The organism is Mycobacterium sp. ACS4331 (assembly GCF_001667265.1).
Lineage (GTDB): Bacteria > Actinomycetota > Actinomycetes > Mycobacteriales > Mycobacteriaceae > Mycobacterium.
Window position 1 is genome coordinate 228974 of the sequence record NZ_LZHW01000087.1, and the last position, 23527, is coordinate 252500.

The following is a 23527-nucleotide window of genomic DNA, read 5'->3' on the forward strand; positions in this document are numbered from 1 at the left end:
TCACGGCCGTATCACGCGGTGGTTCGGGTGGAGATCGCCTGTCTGTACAAGGCCCCCGCTCTATAAGACGAACGCACGAGGGGCCCGGACATCACGCCCAGGAAGCCGATCGCATAGGCCTCATCCTTGAGTTCGCCGAACTCCTCTGGTTTCACCCACCGCTCGACGGGGTGATGCCGTGCGGTGGGGCGAAGGTACTGGGTGATGGTCAGAAGATCGCAGCCGGCTTCGTGAAGATCACGCATCGCACTCGACACTTCATCACGAGTCTCACCCATGCCCAGGATCAGATTGGATTTGGTGACGAGTCCATGATTTCGCGCCCGCGCCAGCACCTCGAGCGATCGGTCGTAGCGAAACGCCGGGCGGATGCGTCTGAAGATTCGGGGCACTGTCTCGACATTGTGTGCGAGGACTTCCGGGCGTGATTCGAAGACCTGCTCAAGCAGGTCCGCCGTCCCATTGAAGTCCGGAATGAGGTTCTCCACACCGATACCCGGGTTGAGCGCATGAATCTGGCGGACCGTCTCCGCGTACAGCCATGCCCCACCGTCCGGAAGGTCATCGCGGGCAACACCGGTGATGGTTGCGTAGCGCAGTCCCATCGTTCTGATGCTCTCGGCCACCCGGCGCGGCTCATCCAGATCGATGGGAGCTGGTTTGCCCGTGTCGATCTGGCAGAAGTCGCATCGTCGGGTGCACCGTTCGCCCCCGATGAGAAACGTCGCCTCCCGATCTTCCCAGCACTCAAAGATGTTTGGACACGCCGCCTCTTGACAGACGGTGTGGAGACCCTCCCGTTTCACCAGACCGATCAACCCGTTGTACTCGGGGCCCATCCGCGCTGTCGTCCTGATCCACTTCGGCTTCTTCTCGATCGGCGTCTCAGCGTTTGTAGCCTCGATTCGGAGTAACCGACGCCCCTCGGGAAGGGCGGTCATGTCAGATACTCCAGGTGCGATTCGAAGTCGGCGCGTTCAAGTCGATCCTTCACCCATCCCAGGTACCGGGCTGCGTCAGCACCGTCGATGACTCTGTGGTCATAGCTGAGCGCCAGATACACCGTCGACCTGATCGCGATCTCTCGACTGCCATCAGCACACCTGACCACCGCGGCACGCTCGACGACTGCGCCGGTGCCGAGGATGGCCGACTGCGGACTGTTGACGATGGGAGTATCGAAAAGCGAGCCGCGACTTCCAGTGTTCGTGATCGTGAATGTCCCACCCGACATCTCGTCGATTGAGATCGTGCCCGTCCGTGCACGCTCTGCGACGTCAGCGATCGCGCGCGCCAGCTCGGGCACCGACAGGGACGCTGCGTTCTTGATCACCGGGACCAGCAGACCGCGGTCAGTGTCAACGGCAATGCCAAGAGATTCGGCATCGGGGTAGGTGACGGTGCCTGAATCCAGGTCGAGGATCGAGTTGACCTGTGGGAACACCTGCAGCGCTTCGACCGCCGCTGACGCGAAGAAGGGCAGGAACGACAACTTCAGCTGCTCGCGCTGCGCGAACTCGGCTTTGTACTTGTCTCGCAGGCGCGCGATCTCGGTGACATCCACCTCCACGACGGAAGTGAGCTGCGCCGTTGACTGGAGCGATTCATGCATCCGCTTCGCGATTGTCTTACGCAGCCGGGTCAGTTTCACAGTCGTTCCGCGAAGCGGTGACGGAGTGGAGGCGGGGCTGCTGCCTGGCGCGGTGAGAGGTGTGCTGTCGGTACTCATGGATTCTCCGTTGCGGACTTAGGCGTGGGTATGGAGGGGCATTCCGGCGATCGCCATGAGGGCCTCGCCAAGCGACTCATTCTGAGTGGGATGGGCGTGGACGAGGTGGGCGACATCTTCGGGGAGGACATTCAGGTTCACCAGAAGCGACGCCTCGCCCACCTGCTCGCCCAACCGTGACCCGATCATGTGCACGCCGACGATCGGGCCGTCCTTCTTACGGACCAGCTTCACCATTCCCGCTGTCCGCAGGATCTGACTCTTACCGTTGCCGCCGAGGTTGTACTCGATCGTCTCGATCGGTCCGTATCTTTCGGCCGCTTGATTCTCGGTGAGCCCGACGGAGGCGAGTTCGGGCTCGCAGTATGTGACGCGCGGAATGGACGAGTCGACGACAGGCTCGGGTGCCAAACCTGCAATCTCCTCGGCCACAAAGATTCCATGGGCGAAACCGCGGTGCGCCAGCTGGAGACCGGGGACCAAGTCGCCCACTGCGAAAATGCCTGGGACACTCGTCGCGAGTCGTTCATCGGTGCGCACCCATCCGCGGTCCAGCACGACGCCGCACTCCTCGAGGCCCAACCCCGCCGAGGCAGGCACTCGTCCGACTGCAATCAGGACGAGGTCGGTGTGAATGGATTCTCCGTCGCTCAGCGAAACTGCCACCCCATCATCGGTGTGCTCGATGCCCGAGCACCGAACGCCGGTCTTGAACGCGATCTTTCGTTTCCGGAAGGCACGTTCCAGTCCCTTGGACAACATGGGGTCTTCCAAGGGAACGAGTGTGGGCATCGCCTCGATGATCGTGACGTCGGATCCGAACGACTTCCAGATCGACGCGAACTCAACCCCGATCACGCTTCCACCGATGATGACCACACGCTCAGGAACATCGGTCAGGGACAACGCTTCTTCGCTGGTGATCACCCGGGGACCAAGGCTCAGCCCGGCCGGCACGTTGGCGCGTGAACCCGTTGCAAGCACAATGTTGTCTGCAGTGACGCGGGTTTCATCGACCTCGACCACGCCTCGGGATACGAGTCTGCCTGCACCCTGCACAAGGGTGATGTTGGGCGATGCGGTCACCAGCCCCTGCAGGCCGGCGTGGAGCCGATTGACCACTCCATCCTTGAATGCGTGCAGACCTTCGGCGTCGACACCCTCGAATGAACTCTTGATGCCGAAGAGGTGCGATTGCCGGGCCGATTCTGCGATCTCCGCCGCATGGACGAACGCCTTGGTCGGAATGCAGCCTGAATGCAGGCACGTGCCACCCAGTCTGTCCCTCTCCACCAGAGCAACTCGCAGATTGAGCTGGGATGCGCGCAGGGCAGTTGCGTATCCACCGCTGCCCCCGCCCAGGACGGCGATATCGTAATCAGACATGTTCGCTTCCGAGGAAGAGTTCGTTCCCCACGGGAAACTCGATGAATTCGACCGTCGCTCCGTCGGGATCGCGCACGTACATTGCCCGCGCTCCATCCCAGTCGCCACCGCGAAGGGTCACCGGCGGCGCAACCACGGTTCCATCACTTTTCGTGACGGCGTCGTGAATGGCATCAATGTCCCGCACACTCAATGCGAAATGCATACAACCGGGATCGCTGGTCCTCTGCTCGAGCCTCCTACCATGAGGCGAGACGTATTCGAAGAGTTCCAGGAACCGGAAACCCTCGATCCCGAGCTCGGCCCAGCGAAGCTCAAGATCTGGGAAGCCGGTGATGGCAGCCAGTTCCGGGCTTCGTTTAGTTCCAGATCCCAGTACGGTCAGCCCAACAACGTCACGATAGAAGCGCACCGACCGGTCGATGTCGCCAGTGGTGACCGAGACGTGGTTCAGTTGACGAACCGGCGGATTGCTCAATTCTCCGGGCATGTTCTCATCCTTTGAAACTTCGCAGTGACAGATGCAGCAGGTCCAGAGCCACAGTTGCGGCAAAGCTGTTCCGCATCATTGATGTTCTGAGTGACGTTCCCGAACCGATTCCCGTACAACGCCTATGCCCATTGGAAGTAGCGTCGGCGTTCGATGTCGGACACCTCGCGCTCATAGACGCTGAGTTCATGCTCCGCGGCGACTGCGATGTGCTCGACGACCTTGCTCCCGAACGCCGCATGTGCCACCTCACTGTCTCGGAACATCGGCAGCGCATCGCGGAGTGTGATGGGGAGCCGCTCCCCTGGCGTGTGCACCGATGTCATCGCCGGCTCCCCGATCGGGTCCGTGCCGTTCTCGATTCCATGCAGGCCGGAGGCGATCATCGCCGCCATCGCGAGGTAGAAGTTTGCGTCTGCGCCTGGGATTCGATTCTCGATGTGAGCCGAGGACCCGCTCGAGCAGAGTCGGAACGGGACCGTCCGAACATCGATGCCCCAGGCCAATGTGCTCGGTCCAAACGTGGCGGCGTCCAGACGTTTGTAGGAGTTGACCCCCGGACAGTAGAGCGGCATCATGCCAGGGGCGTTGGCCATCATTCCGCCGAGCCAATGACGCCCCGTGCTGCTCAACCCGCCGGGGTAGTCGGAGTCACTGTCGCACAGAAGGTTCCGTTGGAGCTCCAGATCCCACAGACTCGAATGCATATGGCCCGAGGATCCGGAGTCCTGCCGGGAGTATCGAGCCATGAACGTTGCGGACAGGCCCGCCTCCTGGGCCATACCCTTCACAATGGTCTTGAACAGGGTGATGCGATCTGCGGCGGCCATCGCGTCGGAGTAGGTCAGGGTGATTTCGTGCTGCCCCTTGCCCCATTCGTGTTTCACCGCGTCCACCGGAATGCCGCTGGCGATCAAAGCCCGCCGGACATCGCCGAGGAAGATCTCGTCGATATCCGACTGCATCACGTTGTAATCGGCCATCATCTCGTCGCTGCGGACGAGATTCGCCCAGTTCTTGGCGGCGGCAGATTCGTACTCTTCTCGGAACAGCAAGAACTCGGTCTCTGCCGCTGCCATCATCGCAAGGCCCGCCTCGGCCAGCCTGTCGATCTGATTCTTCAGGATCTGCCGAGGCAGGTATTCAACCCTGTCTCCATTGGCCCACTTGGCGTCACACAGGACCACTGCGGTGCGAGGCTTGTGGCCGTAGAACCGCAGGGTTTTCAGGTCAGGCACCATGGTCATGTCATTCCATGCGTTCTGGCTTCCGATCTCCGGGAAGCCTTCGCCGAATGCGTATTCGTTGTCGTAGGTCAGCATTGACGACGGTACGTGAATTCCACCCATCGACCGTTCGAGAAAGTAGTCGGCAGGGAGCCGCTTTCCGAAAAGCTTTCCTTGGATGTCCGCGCTTGCAACAACGATGGAGTCGACAGTGCCTGCGGCGACACTCTCCCTGAAGTCATCGAGCGTGAGCATCTGCGCCGGCCAAGGGGCTCCTGATTTTGTGGTCATGCTTTCAATCTCCTGTAGTTTCAGCGCAATTCACCGTGGCCGGCGCAGTTACTCAATGGAATCTCTGAATATGCCCCGGACCACCAGTGGCCAAGGAGGCCCTCCGCCTACAGCGGCTGGTAGTCCAGTGGCGGAGGACATCACTCGGTGCGGATGTAGATCACCGTTTCTGCGACCTGTACGTCATCGCCCTCTTCGACACACAGCTCGTCGACGGTGCCCTCGTACGGCGATTCCAAATTGGTTTCGACCTTGTCGGTCTCGATCACTGCGATGTCATCGCCGACGCCGATGGAGTCACCGACTTGCACCAGCCACTCGGTGAGGGTCCCTTCCGTCATGTTCATCCCCCATTTCGGGAGGATCACCGGAATGCGTTCAGACATTGAGCACCTCCACTACTGCTTCTTCGATTTGATCTTCGGACGGGATGACTTCCTTTTCGAGCATCGGAGCGTAGGGAATGGGAACATTCGCCACTGCGAGTCGTCGAACGGGTGCACGGAGGTCGGAGAAGCAGGTTTCCTGCACGATCGCGGCAACCTCAGAGGCCACCGAGCACAGCATTCTCGCCTCGTCGACGACCACCACACGGCCGGTCTTGCGGGCCGAGGCGATGATGTCTTCCGTGGGCAAGGGCGAGAGGCTGCACAGGTCCACCACCTCGACCCCGATTCCCTTGTCAGTGAATCGGTGTGCGACTGCGCGCGCACGTGACGCCATCAGACCACTCGCGACGACCGTGACGTCGGCGCCCAGGGTGAGTACGTCGGCGTGTCCAACTGCCAGTTCGGGACCGACCTCACCGCGTGCCCCACCCAATGAAGGATGATGGAGGACGAGGAAGGGATCCTCCGACCGCAGCGCCGCTCGCGTCAGCCAGTACGCCTGATGCGGCGTGCTCGGGAAGACGATCCTGAGTCCGGTCGCGTTCATAAACATCGGATAGGGTGACTCCGAGTGCTGAGCGGCGTTGGAGCCGGCGACACCGGAGGCGGCGATGACCGTAATCGGCACCGACGCTTGTCCGCCGGTCATGTACCGCATGCGTCCCGCCTGGTTCACCAACTGATCGAACGCGACGTAGGTGAAGCTGGAGTACATCAGGTCGACGATCGGGCGCATACCCGCCAATGCGGCCCCCACCGCGCCGCCGACCATGGTCGCCTCCGAGATGGGGGTGTTGACAATGCGTTCCGGCCCGAACTCCTCGAAAAGGCCTTTGGTCGGCACATTGACGCCGATCCGCACGTCCTCGCCCCAGAGCACATAATTGTCGTCGGTGCGCATCTCAGCGGCGATCGCCGCAGAGATGGCCTGGGTGAGGCGGACCTTTTTGCCGGCGTCGATCAGGCGCTGAATCTTGTTATGTTCCACGGTAGTCATCAGGCGTACACATCCTCGTAGGCGCTCTCCAGGGACGGCAGGGGGCTGTTCTTCGCGAAGGTGATCGCCTCTTCGATCAGCGCGACCTCTTCCCGCCAGATCTCGTCGACGTTGCCGATGTCGATGCCTGCGGCTGTGCACCGTTCGACCAGCCGCGTAATGGGGTCGGGCACTTCCGGGACAACTCGATAAACTCCCGCATACGACTCCTCGCCCTCATGGTGGGGACTCCAACGATTTGTCATGCACTCGATGAACGACGGCCCGCCTCCGGTCCTGGCGCGGTTCACCGCCTCATCGAAAGCAGCTGCCACTGCCACGATGTCGTCACCATCGACCCGGACACCGGGTATTCCGTAGCCGGCCGCACGCGTGTAGACACCTGGTCCCGAGACGACGTCTTCGGACGGTGTGAACTCTGAGTACTGGTTGTTCTCGCAGAGGAAGATCACGGGGGTCTTCCAGAGCCCCGCCAGGTTGAGCGACTCATGCAGCACACCCTGGTTCGCCGCGCCGTCTCCGAACGCGGCGACGGCAACGTCGCCCTGTCCTCGGTGCGCTGCCGCCACTCCCAAGCCGAAGGCGATCGGAATCCCCGCTCCGACAATGCCGTTGGCTCCCGCGATTCCACTCTCGGGACACGCGACATGCATCGATCCGCCCTTGCCGCGACAGTAGCCATCGATGCGGCCCAAGATCTCGGCCAGCATCAATCGGGGGTCCAGGCCGCGGGCGATCATATGGCCGTGGCCTCGATGCGTCACGGTCATCTGGTCACCGGGGCGAAGGCTTGCCGCCGCACCAACGGCGACTGCTTCCTGCCCTGTCGAGAGGTGCACCGCCCCAAGGAGTTCGCCGCGCTTGAACAGAACTCCGAGCGCACCTTCGAACTCACGGATTCGGATCATCAGACGGAGCCACTCCACTGCCTTCGCAGGATCGACGTCGATTGCCACTTGGTGTTCACCTACCTTCGCTTTGGTTATTGGTATGAGGATAGCCCATTATGTGATGTGAGACAAGGCTCCCGTACGTTTGCGATCAGGCACACAAAGGTGGCTGGCCAGGGGCACGGGGCCTACAAGAAGTGGTGCGCAGGACCGGACTGCCGGCCTGATGCCGTCGCTCGCAGTTCCCACCGCCTCCGAGGAGACGGTCGGCACAATAGGCCGCACGCAATGATTCGGTCTGGCACCCCGGGCGCCGGTTTCGCTGCGGAACACAACATTTCGCAGGTTCGGCAGGTTGCCCGTGGGGCGATGCGCTCGGGACTGAGAGCCCTGGAGTCGGCGGGCATGCCGAGTGGACACTCGGCCGCTCCGATGACACCTGCACTACCGAGCGCGCTCTCTCACCGACCGTAGAGACTGCCACCCTCGACGCGTCGGTTCCGATCCGGCTAGTGGCCGCCGCCACTCACCGTCAACAACTCGCCTGTCACTCCGCTCGCCAGCGGCGAGGCAAGGTAGACGAAGGTGTTCGCCACTTCTTCTGGTGTAATCAAGCGCCCCAACGGAATCGACTCGATCATGCCCTTCCTGGCATCGTCGACACTGCGCCCCGTGGACGCCGCTTTGTCAGAGGTGAATGGGTCCAGCATCGCGGTGTCAACAAATCCCGGCGCCACCGCACATACCCGAATTCCCTCCCCGGCGACTTCGTTGGAGAGTGACTCCACGAGTCCAACCACGGCGAATTTCGAAGCGGAGTAGGCGGCCAGGTTGGTCACCCCCTGCTTGCCCGCAAGCGACGATGTCGCCAGGAGCACGCCTCCTCCGGCCGCCCTCAGATGGGGAACAGCATGATGAAAGACGCTGTACACACCCCCGACGTTGATCTGCAGGACTCGTTGGAACTGCTCAACGGGCGTCTGATCCACTCGGCCTGAGGTGAGTACACCGGCATTGGCAACCACCAGATCCACCCCGCCGAATCGGCGAGCGGCCTCATCGAGCGCCTCACTGACGGCGCCGTCGGCTGTCACGTCCAACTGCGTACCGTACGCATCAAAGCCACGAGACCGCAGTTCGTCCGCCTGCCTCTCGGCTCCCTCGCCGTCCAGATCATTGAGGGCCACCTTCGCGCCCTCCTCGGCCAGCCGCCGTGCGGTGGCTGCCCCAATGCCTCGCGCCGCCCCCGTGATGAATGCCCGCCGCCCAGTGAGAAGACCGCCCATGCTGCACCTTTCCTGCTGCCTTAGTTCATAGTTCGCGTGCCCAACAGGGCATCTGCCTTGGGTGGACCTGTCGCGAGTGGCCGGGGATGCTGGTCGGCCAGCCCTGTCAACGAGGAGAATCTGTCGCGTCCCATCTCACCGATGCCGTCGGTGCCGTTGCATCGAATGGCCAGCAAGGCTTCGATCAGCGCACCGCTACGCTCGAAGTGGTGGACCCAGCTGCGACGCGCAGGTGCGATGTCGGGTCCGAGAGATTGGGTACAGGCACATGGGAGTGTGCCGCTCAGGCGCCATGGTCAACCGCCCTAGGATCTGCCGCATAATGGGCTATGGTGTGCCACTAGACCTTTTTAACAGCGGGATGTGGCGGTGTCAATACTCGTAATCGAACTGACCCGGGCTGATCGCATTGACCCGAACGCCGGCGGAAGCAGTTCCCGAACACGGTCTTGAAGCCGGTGATCGGCGCGACTCTTCCCCTCGCTCGAATGGGCGAGACTCACGAACTCCGGAGAACAGACGGTCGTACGCGCTGCGCGACAGGGTCGCGATCGACGTGGCGGGCGAAACCGACGCGCTTCCTCAGTCGGTTTGATCGGCAGCCGCCAGGGCCGCGCTGTACTCCGTGATGTCGATCTCCTCGGCCGCAACGACCTTGGTGCCGTTGTAGACGTCGCGATCGATCTCATCGTCGGCGTTGGCGACAAGCATCGCCACGAAGGTGTCCCCATTGACATTGAGGAATGTGCGGAAGATGCCGGTGAACCAGTCGACGGCGATCAACAACCCCACCGCCTCGAACGGCAGACCCAGTGACGTGGCGAGGAACATCGCCACCACCGGGAAGCCGCCGGGGACGGTGATGGTCCCCATGTTGAGCAAGATCGCCAACCCCATGCCGAGAGCGATCTGGCCGAAGCTCAGCTGGATGTCGCCGGCCTGCGCCAGGAACATCACGACGATCATGTAGTTGAGCACGGCCCCGTAGGAACCCATGGTCAACCCGAGCGACAGCGTGAAGTTCGCGACCTTCTGGCTCACTCCCACCTTCTCGACGGTGTTCTTGAGGACCGTCGGGAAGGTGACCGCCGAGCTCGTCGTCGTCACCGCGATCACCGTCTGTTCGGCCAGCTTGCTCGGGAGCTTCCACGGGTTCAACCGGGTGCGCACGGTCACGACCACCACGAACAGGGTGAAGAGGATCAGTACACCGAGCAGGGTGGTGCCCAGGTATTTCAGCGCGGTCGTCACCACCGAGAAGCCGACGTCGCCGGCCATGTTGGCCAGCAGGCAGAAGACGCCGATCGGCGCGATGTACATCACCAGTCGGATCATCGTCAGCACGATCTGCTGGATCTGGTCGATGAACGAGAGCACCGTAGTGTCACCGGTTTTGGCGATGTGGGTCCGCAACGCGATGCCGAACAGCAGCGAGAAGACGATGATCGGGACCATCGTCGCCGTCGACATCGCGTCAAAGATGTTGGTGGAGACGAAGTTCAGCAGGGTCTCCTGCCAGCCCAGTGCCCTGCTCGCCGACTCCTCGAGGCTCGGATCGACCTGTTCGGTGTACACCATGCCGGCACCGGGGCGGAACACACTGCTGAGCAGCCAGGCCAGCAGGGCGGCGGCCAGCGAGAATCCGAGCATCCACTTGACGGTGCGCAGGGCGATCCGGCCCGTGCCCGCGCCGGTCATCGACCCGGTGGCCACGATCACCGAGGCCATGACCAGCGGCACGATCGACATCTGGATCAGGCGAATGAACATATCGCCGACGAACTTCAGATTGGCCGCCCACTCTCCGACGACCAAGCCGAAGACGATTCCGGCGATCGCGGCGACGCCTATCTGCAGAGCAGGGTGTCTCAGCGCTTTCATGCTCTGGAACCTAGGTGTGAGCCACTACGGCGGTGTGCCGCTCACGTGAAAGCCCCGTTACCGCAGATCTCTGGTTCCGCCCCGTTTCGTGGTTCCCGAAGCAGGGCACCCCCATCCCACGTTTCGCGGCCGCGCGCCACCTCCGTACCCGATGGATCGGTCAGTGTTTTCGCTTCGTCGGGCCTCTCAGAACCGCACGTGAAGGTCGTTGCTGACGAGTCTGCGCACTCCCCAGAAGTAGGTGAGCAGCGGCATGGTGCACCAGAGCACGTTGATGAGGACGAATTTCACCCACATCTCCACCGGCGACGACATGCTCTCCAGATTGTTGGCGATCTCGGTGCCGAAATAGACGGCAGGCAGGGTCACTTCGACGATCATGCCGGCCATGATCAACGACAGCTGGTTGCTGGTGAAACGCCTGCCGTTTCGGAAGAACTGGAACAGCGCGTAGGCCTCGAATATCCCGACGAACAGCGCGATCCATTCCATGCAGACGATGAGGGGGTCGCCAGTCAGGTAGCGCGCGTCACCACCGAGCAGGATGGGCGCCCACATGTACGTCCAGAGGGCCCCGTTCTCAACGCCCTCGACGATCTGATCGAAGAACAGCAGCCACGGGAGTTCCCAGATGAAGCGCGGGATCAGTGCGATGAAGACCCACACGATCACCATCGCCCCCAAACAGTCTGCCCGCGTCCAATCCCGGCGGTCTCCGACCCGGAGCCAGGGAAGCGCAAGCGCGGTCACGAAGCAGCCGACCACGACGACCACCATCACCGTCGACGCGACGGGCTGAGGAACCCCCGCACGGGTCTCGAGGTACCAGAACACCGGGTGGATCGCGAAGAAGAAGGCAAGCACTCCGAAGAGCGACTTCTGCAGTGAGGAGAATCCGCGGCGCTCAGGCGCCTCCCCTGCCCCGTCGTGCTTGATCGATGTCTCTGTCATGAGCACTGGCCTCCGAGGTTCTCGCCGACCGGACCGTCCGACCCGGCGACGGGCGGAAGTGCGTCTGCGTCGCAGTTGGCACCGAGCCCTCGTTTTATATCACGTGTGATGTTATAACGGTCGATAGTTTTTCACACGAAAAGTACGCCCGACGCGTGGGACACCGGCCACGCGCTCAGCATGTCGGCGGAGAGGTGCTGTCTCCCAGCACTGTTGGGACACCACTCGTGTACAGGAAACGTCGTCCTCACTTGTCAGCCCCCAACTGACGTGACAGTGCGCAACCCATTCCGGCATTTCCACGCCGCGCACGAATAGGATCGACGCGTGCGGCTCCTGTTCACGACCCCATTGACAGCGCACCGATGGCCCCGTCCCGGCGGGTCTTCGAAGCGCTCCCGCCGCCACATCGACATACCGCTGACGCCGGCCCGAGCCGCGAACCGATGACGGCCGATCACCCTCGCGGTTCCATGCCACGACGCAGCCGGCACAGAAGTCAGGAACGCGCCGACCGCACACGCGAACTGGTCATCGAGGAAACCATCAGATGTATCCGCGAGGAAGGCTTCTCCGCGGCCAGCACCCGACACATCATCGAACGCGCCGGCGTCAGCACCGGCGTCGTTCAGTACCACTTCGGCGACCGGGATGGTCTGCTCACCGCTGTCATCGACCACGCCGTCACCACCCTGGTCGCCTCGATCAACGAGCTCGCCGACGAAGTCGAAGGCATCAAGGACACCGAGGAGCGCATGCGTGCACTCACCGATGCCGCCTGGAGGGTCTTCCTCAACCCTGCCAGCCTCACCGCGATGGAGATACTGATCGCGACCCGATCACTGCGCTCCACGCTCGGCATGGAGCAACTCGCCAGCCTGCAACCAGGACTGGAACGCATCGCTTCACTCATCGGCACACCCTCACCCCACGCCGCCGCGATCACCGACCTTCTTTGGGCAGCACCCCTGGGTCTCATGGTCGGCCAAATGGTCAGTGACGCTCCCCTTCCAACGGACCCCCAACGTCACGCCATGGCACAGCTGATGATCGACCACCTGAGGGTCAACGCGACCGACGCCGCGAAGCGCCGCCGAAAGGCGCCCGGCCAACGCTGATCTGGGCTGTGGCGGTGGCCTGGGCCAACAACAACACCACTCATCGGGTTCCCGGGCAACGGCGCAGGCACGCGTCTCGGACAACGCTTGATGCGCAACAGCTTCTGTCGTTGATCGAGGCTGTCAGGGATCAGCTCGACGGGCCGCTTGCGCACCAGGGCCATGACGACTGCGCTCAGCGTCGCCCGTTCGACCTGCAGCATGCGCTGCCGGTCGCCCGCTGAGCCCCGACCTCGGCCTCTCTGCGACTTCAGCGCCGCTTCGCTCGCCGGGGTCTAGCGTGAGCGGAATGGGTTTGTTCAGTCACGAGGAGTTCCGGGACCCCGCCGACGGCGCGGGTGGCGGCGTCAGTGGGGTCGTTGAAAGAGTTCGGGCCGCTGAGGTGAGCGAGTACGGGGTGGACGAACCGGCGGTGGTGGGACCGGGGGCGCCGCCTGAGGATGGTTCGTGCGGCCAGTTCACTGTGCAGTTTCACGTGTCCACTTCAATGCTGGTCGGACTGAACCGTATCGCGAGAATGCGTGGGGTGAGCGTGCCGGAGTTATGCCGGCAGGTGATCGGTGTGTTTGTTGCCCAGCAGGAGGGCGAGCTGGGTGCATTGCTTGCCGCCGAGACGGAAGCCGCCGAGTACCGGCCGAGTCTGGGTGAGGCGTAGTCGCGTACGCAGGACCGGCGCGGCTCAGTTTCTTCCATCGCGGCCTTCGGCGGTGGGCTGCTCCTGCCAACACTGCCAGCGGGCCTTTGTCCACCACACCCGTGTCGCGGCCCTGTCGCGGCCATCCGAGCGGATCCCGTAGCCGCAGAGGGAAATGTTGAGCATTTCATGTCGCGTCTTGTGCGGAATGGCAGGCTTCTTCGCGAAAAACGCTGCCATTCCGCACATTTCGGACGGCGGGGCGGTGCGAGTCGCCGCCGCCGTTGGAAGTAACAGCTACTGCAGCGTCGTTACAGCTCGAATCCTCAGTGCGCCATGTTGGTGAACCGCGACAAATGCAGCTGATGCGCCACCGTCACCGTCTTCGTCGGGCCGGCACGGTGTTTGGCCACAATGAGGTCGGCCTCGCCGCCACGCGGATCGTCACGCTCGAACGCATCGGGGCGGTGCAGCAGGATCACCATGTCGGCATCCTGCTCGATGGCGCCGGACTCGCGTAGGTCCGACAGCATCGGCCGCTTGTCGGTGCGCTGCTCGGGACCACGGTTCAGCTGGCTCATCGCCACCACCGGCACATCGAGTTCCTTGGCCAGCAGCTTCATGTTTCGGGAGAACTCCGAAACCTCCTGCTGCCGGGACTCGACCTTCTTGCCTGAGGTCATCAGCTGCAGGTAGTCGATGACCACCAGACGCAGATCGGACTTCTGCTTCAAACGCCGTGCCTTGGCCCGGATCTCCATCATGGTCAGGTTGGGCGAATCGTCGATGTAGAGCGGCGCTTCGCTGATCTCACTCATCCGGCGCGCCAGGCGCGTCCAGTCGTCGTCGCTCATGCGGCCCGACCGCATGTCGGCGAGCTTGATCTTGGCCTCCGCCGACAGCAGGCGCATGACGATCTCGGTCTTGCTCATCTCGAGCGAGAAGATGATGCTGGGCAGCCTGTGCTTGATGGAGCAGGACCGCAGGAAATCCATTCCCAGCGTCGACTTGCCGACACCGGGCCGCGCCGCCACCACGATCATCTGGCCGCCGTGCAGGCCGTTGGTGAGTTCGTCGAGTTCGGTGAACCCGGTCGGCACACCCTTGGCGATGCCGCCGTTGGACGCGATCGCGTCGATCTCATCCATCGTGGGCTGCAGCATGTCCTCGAGCGGCACGAAGTCCTCGGACGTGCGTCCGTCGGTGACCTCGTAGAGCTCGGCCTGGGCCCGGTCCACCACCTCGGCCACATCGGCGCCCTCAGCACCCGCGTAGCCGTACTGCACGACCCGGGTGCCCGCTTCGACCAGACGGCGCAGCAGTGCCTTCTCGGCCACGATTCCGGCGTAGTACCCGGCGTTGGCCGCGGTGGGCACCGTGGAGATCAGCGTGTGCAGATACGGCGCACCGCCGACGCGGCGCAGCAGGCCCTTGCGGTCGAGCTCGGCGGCGACCGTGACGGCGTCGGCGGGCTCACCGCGCCCGTAGAGGTCCAGGATCGCGTCGTAGACGTTCTGGTGCGCGGGACGGTAGAAGTCGGTGGGCCGCAGGCGCTCGAGCACGTCGGCGATGGCGTCCTTGCTCAGCAGCATGCCGCCCAGCACGGACTGCTCTGCGGCCATGTCCTGCGGCGGTTGGCGACCGAAATCTTCACTGGGCGGGGGTGTGTCCATCCCCGGCTGCCCGAGATCGTCAACGACGGCCATACGGCTTACGTGCCTCCTACCTCACAAGTCGAACACACATTCGAGCGTACCCGCTCGGAATCTACGTCCAACCCCCGACAAGTGGGCTGTCGTCCCCCGGCGCCGCATTGCGCCGGGTAGACGTTAGAGCGTTGCTGTGGCCAGTGGAACCACCCCTGTTGATGAACCTGTGCATCGTGTGTGGATATCTGTGCACCGCCATGTTGGCTGGTTGGGGAGAACCTGTGGAGTAATGATCAATTTTTCGGTGTTACCGCAGATAAGCGCACCACAACCGGCCTGTGATTCTGTGGATGGCAATCGCCACGGCGTGTCGGACCAGGTTGCGTTCTCGGGCGTGTTGTATTGCCGGCGATGAAGCGGTGAGTTAACGGCAGGTTAGGTTCGCTGAGCACCCGACCCACGAGTCAGTTCGCCAGGACAGACAGCTACTCCCCGGCCTTCGCCCATTGTGGCGATGACCGGGGAGTATTTACGCTGACGCTAAATTATGGCGACGGCCGCGGACCGCTATTCCGCGGTGACGTCCAGCGACACGGTCGCGTGCAGACCCGAGTGCAGGTGCACCTCGACCGGATGCGTGCCGACGGCCTTGATGTGCGCCTTGGGCAGCTGCACCGAACGCTTGTCGAGGCTCGGACCGCCGGCCTTCTTGATGGCGGCGACGACGTCGGCCGCGGTGATCGAGCCGAACAGCTTGCCCGAATCGCCGGCGGTCTTGGCGGTCAGCGCGACGCTGCCCAGGCCCTCGATGGCGGCCTTCAGTTCCTTGGCGTGATCGAGATCGCGAACCTGCTTGATGTCGCGGGCGCGGCGGATCTCATCGGCCTGACGCTGCGCACCACGGGTGGCGACGATCGCCAGACCACGGGGCAGCAGGTAGTTACGGCCGTAGCCGTCCTTGACCTCAACGGTGTCGCCGGCCGAACCCAGGTGGTCGACCTCAGCGGTGAGAATGAGCTTCATCGTGTGTCTCCCGTCCCTCAGCGCGTGCTCGACGTGAAGGGCAGCAGCGCCACCTCGCGGGCGTTCTTGACCGCGACGGCGATGTCACGCTGGTGCTGGACGCAGTTGCCGGTCACCCGGCGGGCACGGATCTTGCCGCGCTCGCTGATGTAGGTGCGCAGCAGCGCGGTGTCCTTGTAGTCGATGTTCTGGCCCTTCTTGGAGCAGAACACGCACTTCCGAGTCTTGACGGGCTTTTCCGGCGCAGGACGCCGCTTGTTGGCCTTGGCCATGTTCGTTCTCTTTCTAAATATCTGTGTGAATCAAAGTTGTCAGAAGGGGGGCTCGTCGTCGGCACCACCAAAGGAACCCGACGCCGGGGCACTGCCCCACGGGTCCTCGGCCGGAGCGCCGCCGCCACCGCCGGCAGGACGGGAGTTCCCGCCGCCGCCGCCGAAGCCGCCACCACCGCCGCCTCCGCGGCTGGCCTTGTTGACCTTCGCGGTCGCGTAGCGCAGCGACGGGCCGATCTCGTCGACCTCGACCTCGACCACCGTGCGCTTCTCACCCTCACGGGTTTCGAAGGAGCGCTGCTTGAGTCGGCCGGTCACGATGACACGCGACCCCCGGGTCAGGCTCTCGGCGACGTTCTCGGCCGCCTCCCGCCAGATGTTGCACCGGAGGAACAGCGCCTCGCCGTCCTTCCACTCCCCGCTCTGCCGGTCGTAGATGCGCGGCGTGGACGCCACCGTGAAGTTGGCCACGGCAGCACCCGACGGGGTGAAGCGAAGTTCGGGGTCGGCGGTCAGGTTTCCGACGACGGTGATCGTGGTGTCACCAGCCACGGGATCCTCCTCAAGTCCTGGTGGAGCGACGGGCGTCTAGGGGTCTTCGCAGGCGAGCCTACGGAAGCACCCCGACGAGCACCGGGCTTCAGTGCTTGTCGGTCCTCATCACCTTGGTGCGCAGCACCGACTCGTTCAGCCCCAGCTGACGGTCGAGCTCGGCCACGGTGGCGGGTTCGGCCTTCACATCGACGACGGCATAGATGCCCTCGGCGTGCTTGGCGATCTCGTAGGCGAGCCGGCGACGGCCCCAGATGTCGACCTTGTCGACACTGCCGCCGTCCTTGCGGACGACGTTCAGGAACGTCTCCAAAGACGGAGCTACGGTGCGCTCGTCAAGAGTGGGGTCAAGGATGACCATGATTTCGTATGGACGCATGGGAACCTCATCACCTCCTATGGTCTTCTCGGCCGTGGCGTGTTCCACGGCAGGAGGGTCGCCTGCGTCGGCAACCGGCTCAGGCTACAGGAAGTGCGCGCGACCTGCGAAATCGCGTCACCCCACAGCCGTGCGCGCATCACGGGTCGGTTGCCCCGACAGTCGGTCCCCGAACGGCACGTTGTTCTCGGGAATCCCCAGGACATGGGGCAGGGTGGCGGCAGGTCAGGGCAGGTTGTAGTCCATCGGCGGGCCGTCCTGGCCGACGAGGTCCCGATCGGCGATCGTCGTCGCGACCTGGGTTCCGTTCTGCTCGGTGGCCTGCACCACGATCACGTCGTTGACCACGAACTGTGCGCCCGACTCGACGATCTGTGCCGTCTGTGGCGTGATGCGGAACGTGATGAGCTGCCCGTCGCTGGTCTTGGTGGTGATCGAATCGGCCGCGGTGGCGACCACCTGACCGATGCGCTCGACCGGCGTGGCCGCCGCGTCGACCCCCGGCACCGCGTGGTGAGCCGTGACCGACGGCGACGGGTCGGGATTGGACAACAGCGCGGGCAACAGCCACCCCGCGGCGGCGGCCGCGGCGACCGCCGTCACCTCCACGGCGCGTCGGCGTCCGCGGTGCTGATCCGGCTGTCGGTGCTTGTTCACTGTCATCATCAAGGCTCCCGCACGCCGGTTTGTTCCAGGCTGGTGCTGCCCGCCGAGCAAACTTTCGCTACGGCGCTGTGCGGGAACGGCGCGCTCTGGGGTTAATACCCACCCAGCCGAGGCCGAAACCGGTCCCGACTCGGCCAGAACCCCCGCGCAACGGCGTTTACGCAGGTAACGTCCGGTCAGCGGTTCGGGAAGAGATCGGGGACGTGATGCCCACGCTGTTGGAGAAACTGAGCAGTTACCGCGTGGCGGCCGAGACGGCGGCCATCGTGGCGGTGCTTGTCGTCGTGCGGGCCGTGCTGTGGGAGCTGGGAGTCACCGGCATGTCGACCACGCCGCTGGCCTCCAGCATCATCGGCGGCGGCGTGTTCGTCATGGGCCTCGTGGTCGCCGGCACGCTGGCCGACTACCGCGACGCCGAACGGGCGCCCACCGACGTCGCCGCCGGCCTGTACGCCTTGTTGCGCGAATCCGAGGCCATGCACACGGTCTGGGGCCGGCCCGACATCGCAGCCATGCGCACGCGCCTGGTCAACGTCGTCACCGCGATCCGCGCCGACATCAACGCCGGTGACACCCGCGAGAGCCAGGCCGCCGTCGAGGACATCTCGGCCTCCCTGCTCGAGCTTGAGGAGTCCGACGTCCCGGCCAACTACATCGTCCGCCTGCGGTCCGAACAGGCCGCCCTGCGCAAGGCCATCCTGCGCCTCTACCACATTCAGCGCGAGGCGTTCCTGCCGTCGGCGCGCGCGATGATCGTCAGCCTGGTGTTCATCATCCTGACGATGCTGATGTTCACCGACATGGGCGGGCACATCGAGTCCCTGGTCACGCTGGGATTTCTGGCGTTCTTCTTCATCTACCTGCTGCGCATCCTCAACGTGATCGACCAACCGTTCAAGGTCGGCCGGCAGCGCACCGACGACGACGTGAGCCTGTTCCTGTTGACCGAGTTCGTCGTCCACGCCCACGCCGGCGCGAGCGGCGGGATCGACCACGGCGACATCGCCGCGGTCGCCGAGATCGTCGAGGAGCAGTTGATCGAGGCTGAGGCGGCGCGTGCCGAAGAGGCCGCTGCCACAACCGAACCCGATCAGGGTGCCGTCGACATCGCCGAGGACGTCGCAGAACGCCTCATCGAGAACGCCGACGAGTCAGCGCGATAGCGGTTCGGCCACCGCGCCGGACGCGTCCACGGGATGAGCCGGCACCGGCACCTCGGCGGGCGCCTTGGCCCGCGGACGCAGCCGATCAGGCAGCCAGCGTGGCGGAGCATCGGGCGCACCGTCGAACACCCCGCCGACCGGATCGTCGATGCGGCCACCCCACCGCACCAGGTCCTCCTGCGGGCGGTAGATCTGCCGGATCACCAACGCGCACAGCACAACCACCGCGATGTCACGCAGCAGGACCGTCACGGTGAACCACTGCTCCGGCAGGCCGCGGTTGGCCTCACCATAGAGGAACAGCATCCGGGGCACCCAGACCAGCGCGTCGATCGTCATCCACGCCAACAGAATTCGCCGGTGCGGCAGGGCCAGCACGGCCAGCGGCACAAGCCACAGCGAGAACTGGGGACTCCACACCTTGTTGGTCAGCAGGAAGGCCGCCACCACCAGGAACGCCAACTGCGCCACCCGAGGACGCTGCGGCGCGGTCAAGGCGATGTAGCCGATCCCCAGACAGCACAGCACGAACAGCAGGGCCACAACGGCGTTGAGGATCACCGGGGGTTCCCAGAAGCCGAGGTTGCGGTCGAAACCCGGCCAGCCCGTGAAGGAGCGCACCACGTTGTAGAGCGAATCCATATCGTCGCCGCGGCGGGCGTTGAGCCGGAAGAACTCCGACCACCCACGTGGGAACAACAGCATGATCGGCAGGTTCACCAGCAGCCAGGCCGTTATGGCGGCGAAGGCGGCTTTGCCGACCTCCACCAGTCGACCGGTCCGGATGCCGAGCAGCACCAGCGGGACGAACAGCAGCAGCGGGTACAGCTTGGCGGCCACCCCGAGGCCGATCAGCGCACCGGCCAGCATGGGTCGCCGACGGGCCCAAGCCAACAGACCACCCATCGCGAATGCCGTTGCCAGCGCGTCGAAATTGGTGAAGATCTGGAAGATGACCAGCGGTGAGGCGGCGACCAGGAGGGCATCCCAGATGCGTCGGCCCGCCAGCATCGCCGTCGCCCACACCGTGACCAGCCAGGCCAGCGCGAGCCCCAGTGCCGCGAAGTTGAAGAACATCACCACCTCGGCGACCACCGGGATGGCGACCGTCTTGGTCACCGCCGTATAGGTTTTCGCCAACGCCATGGACACGTACTGGTAGACACCGGTGAGCACCGGATACTCCATGTAGCGCACGGCCGGGGTGCCGTCGTACTGCAGTCGCTGGGTGCCGGTGTCGTCGGTCTCGAGCCAACTGGACTTGTACGGAAAGAGCCCCTTGCTCAGCAACTCCGCACCGTAGAGGGGCACGGTGTCGGAGTAGCACAGCTGGAAGTACGCGCGCTGCTGCGACCAGTTGGCCACCCGCTGATCCGCGGTGCCCTCACCGACGGTCTGCAGGCACGGCGACTTCGTCGCCCACCCGAGTCCGAGGAACACCAGCGCCACGATGAAGATCACCCGCAGCGGGGTCATGAACCGCGTGCGGCCGATCAACGCGTGGCGGCCGACAGGACCTCCGCCCACCTCGGCCAGCGCGGCCCCGAGAGCGTCATTGCGGCTGGGCATGTCCCGGTCGTCGGCCGATCGCCGATCGGTGGCCAGCGGCAGCGGCGACACCGTCGGGCGCGCGTCCGGCTCGGTGTCGGCCCGGTGGTCCGGCGTCACGGCGGCGGAGGCGGCGGCGGAATCGGTGCGTTCGGATCAACCGGGCCCGGCGGTGCGGCGGGCACGCCGGCGTAGCCGCCGATCTCGGTCGGCTTGGGGAAGGTCTCGTTGTCGGTGCCCTTGAGCGCCCCGTCCATGGTGGCCTTCCAGATGTCGGACGGCAGACCCGATCCGTACACCGCCCCACCCCACTTGTTCACCAGCGGCTTGTCGCCGCCCGTGGTGCCGACCCAGACCGCGGTGGACAGCGACGGGGTGTACCCCACCATCCACGCGTCGCGGTTGGCGCCGGTGTCACCCAGCTGGTTGGTTCCGGTCTTGGCCGCCGAGGCGCGGCCGCCCGCGAGGTTGTGTCCCTTGGACCAGCCCGCGATCGGCTGCATCGCCGAGGTCACGTTGTCGGCCACATCCTTTTCGATGCGCTGCTCGCCCGAGTTGTCCTGCGAGTCGGCGTCGAAGAGCACCTCACCCTCGCGGTTGACGACCTTCTGCACGAAGTGCGGGGCGCGATACACGCCCGACGCCGCCAGCGTCGCGTAGGCGGACGCCATGTCGATGACGCGGGACTGGTACTGGCCCAGCACCACACCGTTGTTCGGCGGGCCGCCCTCGCCGTCCTCACTGAGCGTGTGGGGGACGCCGGGGAAGCTGGTCGCGATGCCCGCGCGGTGCGCGGCGTCGGCGACGTCGGCGGGACCGTTCTCGAGCTTGAGCATCAGGCGGTAGTAGCTGGTGTTCAGCGACCGCTTGAGGGCCTCGGCGATGTTGCAGGTGCCGCAGCCGTCGCCCTCGACGTTGCCGATCTCGATGCCGTTGACCGTCAGCGGAGAACTGTCGATCTGGTAGCCCAGCCCCATGCCCTGCTCGAGCGCGGCCACCAGTGCGAAGACCTTGAACGACGATCCGGTGGGCAGCCCGGCCTGCGCGAAGTCGAAGCCGTTGGCGTCCGATCCGCCGTAGTAGGCCTTCACTCCCCCGGTCCTGGGGTCGATCGAGACCACCGCGGCACGCATGTCGGGGTCCTGGCCGTCCAGGTACTCCGAGACCGCCTCCTCGGCGGCCGCCTGTGCCTGCGGGTCGATCGTCGTGGTGATCTGCAGACCCTCGGTGTTCAACTGCTGCTCGCTGACATTGAACAGGTCCAGCAGCTCGCGGATCACCTGGCGCTCGATCAGGCCGTTGGGTCCGGTGGTCTGGTCGGCGTTGCGCGCAGCGTCGGGTGAGACGGTCGGCGGGAACACCTGGGCCGCTCGATCCTGCTGGGAGAGCACCCCCATGTCGACCATGCCGTCGAGCACCCAGTTCCACCGGTCGGCGGCACCCTCGGGGTCGACGGCCGGGTCCAGCGTCGAGGGACGCTGGATCAGCGCGGCCAGCAGCGCACCCTCGGCCACCGTCAACTGGTCGACGGGCTTGTCGAAGTACGCCTTGGCAGCGGCGCCGATGCCGTACGCACCGCGGCCGAAATAGATGATGTTCAAATACGATTCGAGCACCTGGTCCTTGGACCATTCGCGCGACATCTTGGTCGAGATGACCAGTTCCTTGGCCTTGCGGACCAGACCGCCCAGACCGCTGCGGGCGTCACCGACCAGGGCGTTCTTGACGTACTGCTGGGTGATCGTCGAGCCACCCTGCATGTCGCCGCCGAAGATGTTGTTCTTGAACGCGCGCGCGAACCCCGTGATGGAGAAGCCCGGATTGCTGTAGAAGTCCCGGTCTTCGGCGGCCATCACCGCGTCGCGCACGTGGACGGGGATCTGGTCGATCTTGACGTTGACCCGGTTGCCTTCAGGCGGAACGATCTTGGCGATCTGAGAGCCGTCGCTGGCCAGGATCGTCGAGACCTGCGGGGTGCGGATGTCACCGGGCTTGGGCACCTCGACGATGGTGTAGGCCATCGCAAAGGTGATGATCGGCAGCAGCAGGAAGGCCACCACGCACGCCACGGCGCCGCGACGGACCCAGCGCCAGTTGATGTTCGGAAGCTGCCACCCCGGACCCGTCGGGCCGCCGCCGCCCCCACCGCGCGGTGGTGGCGGTGAATCGATCGGCGGCTTGGGCGGCGGTGTTCCCTCCAGTGCAGCCTTGACGACGTCGATCGGGTCGCGAAGGCGCGGATCGGGGTCGCGGACGGGTTCGATGATCGCGGTGGGACGCAGGTCCGGCGCGACGGGCGGATTCCCCGAGCGGGAGGCGTGCCGCCCAGGTGCCGGACGGTTCGGAACCGTCGGCCGGACCGGCGCACCGGCGTCGCGGTTGTCGCGCGGAGTCGTCGTCCGGGCGGGAGGCGTGTCACGCGGCGGCGTCAGCCTGGCCGTCGCGTTGTCGCGGGGCGGGACCCCAGTTCTGGGCGCTCTTGGCGCCTCGGTCGCGCGCACGTCGTCGCCCGATGCGCCGCGTGGCGCATCAGAGGCGGACCGGTCGTGGCGCCCTTCGCTATTCACTGGCCGTGCGCGCGCCCTTGCGCGCCGGTCGAGTACGCGCCTTGGGTGACTTTGGTGCACCCAGGACGTACGACTTCACCAGGTGATTCCAGCTGCAGGTTCGGCATACCTCCACCACATGTACCGCGAATTCGTCATATCGAGTTGCCAGCAACACCAGTTCCTCGGCGGTGCGCGCCGATCCCGACACCGGACCCAGGTGTTCACCGAACACCCAGGACACCAGCGTGAGCTGCTCTTTCCGGCAGATCGGGCACATCACGGAACTGGGCTTGCCATGGAACTTCGCGGCCCGCAGCAGATAGGGGTTGGCGTCGCACACCTCGCTGACACCCGTCCGGCCGGAGTACACCTCGGCCAGCAGTGAGCGCCGCCGGAGGGCGTAGTCCACCACCTGTCGCTGCAACCGCACGAAGACCAGAGTACGTCGGCGCATTCTG

The 23527-nt window shown here is 64.6% G+C and carries 23 protein-coding genes; 3 read left to right on the plus strand and 20 right to left on the minus strand.

Translation table 11 applies throughout. The features are described from left to right. Window positions 1–11 precede the first annotated feature (11 nt). The 11 genes from lipA to A5727_RS20800 all read right to left on the minus strand — a co-directional run bounded on the left by lipA (window position 12) and on the right by A5727_RS20800 (window position 11516). Entirely contained in the window at window positions 12–941 is a 930-nt protein-coding gene (lipA, locus tag A5727_RS20750) for a lipoyl synthase (protein ID WP_068254187.1), read from the minus strand. After that, complete coding sequence (locus A5727_RS20755) at window positions 938–1729, minus strand: 2-oxo acid dehydrogenase subunit E2 (RefSeq protein ID WP_082949930.1); 792 nt, start codon at window positions 1727–1729, stop codon at window positions 938–940. Before A5727_RS20755 ends, lipA begins: the two co-directional genes overlap by 4 nt. A gap of 18 nt (window positions 1730–1747) precedes the next feature. Further along, window positions 1748–3115, minus strand: coding sequence for a dihydrolipoyl dehydrogenase (lpdA, locus tag A5727_RS20760; protein ID WP_068254191.1), 1368 nt, complete (start codon window positions 3113–3115; stop codon window positions 1748–1750). Beyond that, window positions 3108–3605, minus strand: a complete 498-nt coding sequence (locus A5727_RS27125; protein ID WP_082949931.1) for a VOC family protein — start codon at window positions 3603–3605, stop codon at window positions 3108–3110. Before A5727_RS27125 ends, lpdA begins: the two co-directional genes overlap by 8 nt. 122 nt (window positions 3606–3727) lie before the next feature. Further along, window positions 3728–5122, minus strand: a complete 1395-nt coding sequence (locus A5727_RS20770) for a glutamine synthetase family protein (protein WP_082949932.1) — start codon at window positions 5120–5122, stop codon at window positions 3728–3730. 140 nt (window positions 5123–5262) lie between these two features. Further along, window positions 5263–5508, minus strand: a complete 246-nt coding sequence (locus tag A5727_RS20775) for a biotin/lipoyl-containing protein (RefSeq protein WP_082949933.1) — start codon at window positions 5506–5508, stop codon at window positions 5263–5265. Beyond that, window positions 5501–6508 carry an alpha-ketoacid dehydrogenase subunit beta gene (locus A5727_RS20780; protein WP_068254199.1) on the minus strand — a complete coding sequence of 336 codons (1008 nt, stop codon included), beginning with the start codon at window positions 6506–6508 and terminating at the stop codon, window positions 5501–5503. Before A5727_RS20780 ends, A5727_RS20775 begins: the two co-directional genes overlap by 8 nt. Beyond that, window positions 6508–7464 carry a thiamine pyrophosphate-dependent dehydrogenase E1 component subunit alpha gene (locus tag A5727_RS20785; RefSeq protein WP_068254202.1) on the minus strand — a complete coding sequence of 319 codons (957 nt, stop codon included), beginning with the start codon at window positions 7462–7464 and terminating at the stop codon, window positions 6508–6510. The genes A5727_RS20780 and A5727_RS20785 overlap by 1 nt, the downstream gene beginning before the upstream one ends. 443 nt (window positions 7465–7907) lie before the next feature. Beyond that, window positions 7908–8684: an SDR family NAD(P)-dependent oxidoreductase gene (locus tag A5727_RS20790; protein WP_068254205.1), complete on the minus strand. Its 777-nt coding sequence runs from the start codon at window positions 8682–8684 to the stop codon at window positions 7908–7910. Between the two features lie 582 nt (window positions 8685–9266). After that, entirely contained in the window at window positions 9267–10565 is a 1299-nt protein-coding gene (locus A5727_RS20795; protein WP_068254207.1) for a dicarboxylate/amino acid:cation symporter, read from the minus strand. A 186-nt stretch (window positions 10566–10751) separates the two neighbouring features. Continuing rightward, entirely contained in the window at window positions 10752–11516 is a 765-nt protein-coding gene (locus A5727_RS20800) for an emopamil-binding family protein (protein ID WP_068254210.1), read from the minus strand. A gap of 446 nt (window positions 11517–11962) precedes the next feature. On the opposite strand from A5727_RS20800, the gene A5727_RS20805 reads away from it, so the two are divergent. Both A5727_RS20805 and A5727_RS20815 read left to right on the plus strand, forming a co-directional pair. Beyond that, window positions 11963–12634, plus strand: coding sequence for a TetR/AcrR family transcriptional regulator (locus A5727_RS20805; protein WP_068254220.1), 672 nt, complete (start codon window positions 11963–11965; stop codon window positions 12632–12634). A 289-nt stretch (window positions 12635–12923) separates the two neighbouring features. Next, a complete protein-coding gene (locus tag A5727_RS20815; RefSeq protein WP_068254223.1) occupies window positions 12924–13289 on the plus strand; it encodes a hypothetical protein in 366 nt (121 codons plus the stop codon). A 305-nt stretch (window positions 13290–13594) separates the two neighbouring features. Here the strand turns inward: A5727_RS20815 and dnaB are convergent, their stop codons facing one another. The 6 genes from dnaB to A5727_RS20845 form a co-directional block, all read right to left on the minus strand. Beyond that, a complete protein-coding gene (gene dnaB, locus A5727_RS20820) occupies window positions 13595–14974 on the minus strand; it encodes a replicative DNA helicase (protein WP_068254224.1) in 1380 nt (459 codons plus the stop codon). A 510-nt stretch (window positions 14975–15484) separates the two neighbouring features. Next, the gene (rplI, locus tag A5727_RS20825; RefSeq protein WP_068254227.1) at window positions 15485–15940 is read right to left on the minus strand and encodes a 50S ribosomal protein L9; all 456 of its coding nucleotides are present in this window, start codon (window positions 15938–15940) and stop codon (window positions 15485–15487) included. Window positions 15941–15957: 17 nt separating this feature from the next. Next, window positions 15958–16212 carry a 30S ribosomal protein S18 gene (gene rpsR, locus A5727_RS20830; RefSeq protein WP_068254230.1) on the minus strand — a complete coding sequence of 85 codons (255 nt, stop codon included), beginning with the start codon at window positions 16210–16212 and terminating at the stop codon, window positions 15958–15960. A gap of 39 nt (window positions 16213–16251) precedes the next feature. Next, a complete protein-coding gene (locus tag A5727_RS20835; protein ID WP_068254238.1) occupies window positions 16252–16764 on the minus strand; it encodes a single-stranded DNA-binding protein in 513 nt (170 codons plus the stop codon). Window positions 16765–16852: 88 nt separating this feature from the next. Continuing rightward, window positions 16853–17143 (minus strand): 30S ribosomal protein S6, encoded by a 291-nt coding sequence (rpsF, locus tag A5727_RS20840; RefSeq protein WP_068254240.1) that lies wholly within the window; start codon window positions 17141–17143, stop codon window positions 16853–16855. Between the two features lie 225 nt (window positions 17144–17368). Continuing rightward, a complete protein-coding gene (locus A5727_RS20845) occupies window positions 17369–17809 on the minus strand; it encodes a hypothetical protein (protein WP_082949934.1) in 441 nt (146 codons plus the stop codon). 206 nt (window positions 17810–18015) lie between these two features. Between A5727_RS20845 and A5727_RS20850 the strand changes: the two genes are divergently transcribed. Beyond that, window positions 18016–18972, plus strand: a complete 957-nt coding sequence (locus A5727_RS20850; RefSeq protein WP_068254243.1) for a hypothetical protein — start codon at window positions 18016–18018, stop codon at window positions 18970–18972. Here A5727_RS20850 and A5727_RS20855 read toward each other — a convergent pair. The 3 genes from A5727_RS20855 to A5727_RS20865 all read right to left on the minus strand — a co-directional run bounded on the left by A5727_RS20855 (window position 18961) and on the right by A5727_RS20865 (window position 23499). After that, window positions 18961–20541 (minus strand): glycosyltransferase family 87 protein, encoded by a 1581-nt coding sequence (locus tag A5727_RS20855; RefSeq protein WP_082949939.1) that lies wholly within the window; start codon window positions 20539–20541, stop codon window positions 18961–18963. The two genes, A5727_RS20850 and A5727_RS20855, sit on opposite strands and share 12 nt — an antisense overlap. Before the next feature lie 95 nt (window positions 20542–20636). Then, window positions 20637–23087, minus strand: a complete 2451-nt coding sequence (locus A5727_RS20860) for a transglycosylase domain-containing protein (protein ID WP_197507715.1) — start codon at window positions 23085–23087, stop codon at window positions 20637–20639. Next, complete coding sequence (locus A5727_RS20865) at window positions 23080–23499, minus strand: DUF5318 domain-containing protein (RefSeq protein ID WP_068254244.1); 420 nt, start codon at window positions 23497–23499, stop codon at window positions 23080–23082. Before A5727_RS20865 ends, A5727_RS20860 begins: the two co-directional genes overlap by 8 nt. Between the last annotated feature and the right edge of the window lie 28 nt (window positions 23500–23527).